At 29.4% G+C, this 2843-nt stretch carries 6 protein-coding genes; 4 read left to right on the forward strand and 2 right to left on the reverse strand.

Going from position 1 to position 2843, the window contains the following annotated elements:
• Positions 1–313: 313 nt before the first annotated feature.
• Complete coding sequence (locus NK213_RS19560) at positions 314–532, reverse strand: hypothetical protein (protein WP_253352458.1); 219 nt, start codon at positions 530–532, stop codon at positions 314–316.
• Between the two features lie 143 nt (positions 533–675).
• Positions 676–1329 (reverse strand): XRE family transcriptional regulator, encoded by a 654-nt coding sequence (locus NK213_RS19565; protein WP_253352460.1) that lies wholly within the window; start codon positions 1327–1329, stop codon positions 676–678.
• Between the two features lie 184 nt (positions 1330–1513).
• Here NK213_RS19565 and NK213_RS19570 point away from each other — a divergent pair, with 184 nt between their 5' ends.
• The 4 genes from NK213_RS19570 (at position 1514) to NK213_RS19585 (ending at position 2816) form a co-directional block, all read left to right on the forward strand.
• Positions 1514–1675, forward strand: coding sequence for a hypothetical protein (locus tag NK213_RS19570; RefSeq protein WP_253352462.1), 162 nt, complete (start codon positions 1514–1516; stop codon positions 1673–1675).
• A gap of 148 nt (positions 1676–1823) precedes the next feature.
• A complete protein-coding gene (locus NK213_RS19575) occupies positions 1824–2171 on the forward strand; it encodes a hypothetical protein (RefSeq protein ID WP_253352464.1) in 348 nt (115 codons plus the stop codon).
• A 14-nt stretch (positions 2172–2185) separates the two neighbouring features.
• The gene (locus NK213_RS19580; protein WP_253352466.1) at positions 2186–2425 is read left to right on the forward strand and encodes a hypothetical protein; all 240 of its coding nucleotides are present in this window, start codon (positions 2186–2188) and stop codon (positions 2423–2425) included.
• 103 nt (positions 2426–2528) lie between these two features.
• A complete protein-coding gene (locus NK213_RS19585; protein ID WP_253352468.1) occupies positions 2529–2816 on the forward strand; it encodes a hypothetical protein in 288 nt (95 codons plus the stop codon).
• The last annotated feature ends 27 nt before the right edge of the window (positions 2817–2843 follow it).

Raw genomic sequence — 2843 nt, forward strand, 5'->3', positions numbered from 1 at the left:
CTTATTTCTTTGTCACCTGTAATTGACTTTTCCTATTGACAATTTCCATAGATTTGGTATAATAATAGTGAAAACAATGCTAATTAGTAAATCGTGAGAAAAGCTGGATATTATTATCTGGCTTTTTTATTTTTCATTTGATATAATATTTTGTGGCTGTCACGAGCCAACTATATTAGCATTGGAGGAATGACATGTTGCGAATTGCAATGATAATCATTCTATTTTTGATTATCACTAGAATTGTACTTTAGGTTCATTCCTCGCCCCATTGGGGCTTTTTTTATTTGTCTACTATTATTTTGTAATTATTTTATTCGTCTAACTTGACTATTTTTATATCATACCCAATTGCCTTTAATGTGTTTCTGACTGTTGAGTATTGTACATCTTTCCCTCTTTCTAAAACACGTGAAAGTGTCGTCTTATATGTTCTATAGTCAATTCCTTTTTCTCTGCAAAAATCTTTTTGAAATTTATATTTTTTATCTATCTCTTTATCAATGAGTTCATAAATTTTTTTTAAAGTCATCTCTCCTCCTCTTGTCAACTTAAAGTTGACGAAAAACTTAAAAAAATTTCTTTTATTTAAATATACAACAATTAGTTTACTATGTCAACATTTTTTTACAAAAAAAAGCACCCCAGTGCTTTCGCCTTTTCCCTATGAAATTTTTAAAACTTCATTCCGCGTGCGTTACTACGCTCTAAAAATTCAGACAATTGACCTAAATACTCTATTTTCTCATTTTTTATATCTATATCCGGATAAACCTCGTTATTAAATGCTACTAAAAATGGAACTGCTTCTTTAAAAATCAATTTTCTAATTACTATTTCACCTTTCATCTTTACTGCTACCAAACATCTATTAAGCGATTCCCAATTTTGAAATTTTTCTGGATAAAACACTAATAAATCTCCAGAATAAAAAAATGGTTCTGCTTTTTCACCTGATACATTAATAAAGATACTTTTTTCTGGGAATTGTTTATCTGACACAAAGACTACCTCCTTAGAATTAGTAAGGCAAACCCTCCCGTCTAACGAAGTGTCGTAATCATATACTTGTAATCTCATTCTTTTTATATTGTTTCCCCAAAAATCTGATGGTATTTTATCTTTATAATAAATGTTTAATAACTTTTCCCTATATTTGGGCAGAGCATTAACTAATTTTTTCAAAAATTTTTCAGTTACATTTCTCTCTTCTTTCTCAATCATATGCACAAAATTCTTAGATACGTCCAGTTTATCTGCTAATTCTTGGAGTGTGTATCCTTCGTTTACTCTTATTTCTTTCACATATTCATTAATTTTATTTTCCATATTATTTCTCCTTCTTTATCTGAATTATAGAATAAATTATAGAAAAAATCAAAAAATTGTTGACAGAGTAAACTAATTGTTGTATAATATTTTTGAGGATAAAAAATTTTACTCCTTTCGTCAACTTTGTGTTGACAGAAAAAAACTACTAAATTATGAATAAACTAACCGAAAGGAGCCTACCATGACGCTAGAAACCCTAACAACTCAACTAAACCAATTAAACACTAGATTTGACGAAATAAACACAATGAACGCTCTCACTCCTGAGGAGCAATGGAGAAAAGGAATGATGTTACAGCAGATTGGTAGAGAGCTTAAGAAGTTGAGAAAGAAATTAATATAGATGAAATGAGAGAATATACAGAGTAGTAGTAAAAAAATAATTAGGTAGGAAAAAGCTTTAAACCCTAGTAAATAAAGGATTATTCGAGAATTCAAATAAAGAATTTCCTACTAAAATTTAGATTAAACTAATATAAGGAGATAGAGAGATGAGAAAAAAATTAGAAATTAAACTAGAAATTCAAGAAACACCTGAAAGATGTGTCGAGTTAATGAACAAGGCTTTTGAAGTATTAGAATATGAATACCCTATACATGGTTTTTTCACCAAAAGAGAAGACGGCATACATATATTTATAGATACGAACAATATTAAAAATGAAAAAACCGACGTAACTATATTAAAAATGTACACAGAAAACAATTCTGTATATATTGATACTGAATTTTACGACAAAGAGATATACAAAAAATACAATGCATCTGTTATAGCGGGGATATTATGTGACAAATTCGGAAGATTTTACGAATTGTCGAAAAAGGAAGAACAAAACTAGAAGGAGATGAGAATATGGATAACAAAGAAATAAGCGAAGAAAAAAGACTGGAAATTATAAGAGAAATGATTGTCACATGGGAAAACGAGGGAACAGACAGTATAGAAGACACCCTAGAAAGTGCATTAAAAATCAAAGACAACGAACTTGTAGAATTCGTTGAAAAAGCTATGAGCTTTCTTTCAGAACTTGAATCGGTAAAAGATGAAATCGACGACATTATGTGGGCTTATATGGAAATGCTTGATGAATAATAAAAAGCCCACCGAAGTGGGCGGAAAGATTTTAAACACAAAAAATGTTATTAATATTACTTTATACCACAAAAATAGAAAAAGTCAATAAGGAGATGGATAAATGACACCAGAAGATATCAAAGAACTAATATACAATGCAGACTTAGACTACTCTACCCTTAACATAAAAGACGGCAGAGCAAAAGGATATATAACAGTTATGGTAAATGAGGAAGAATTGAAAGAACTTTCAGATACTCCATATTTCTACTTAGACAGTTACGAAATAGACAAAGAAAAATATTATAAGGAATCTATTGGTGTCATATTAGCTAGTGGAGATGAAAATTTGATATTTAATGATGTAGAGTTCCAATTCAAATTAAAGAATAGAAAGGAAGTGGCTTAAATGGAAATATTTGTATTAGTTGATTCT

The sequence above is a fragment of the Sebaldella sp. S0638 genome (assembly GCF_024158605.1).
Classification (GTDB): domain Bacteria; phylum Fusobacteriota; class Fusobacteriia; order Fusobacteriales; family Leptotrichiaceae; genus Sebaldella.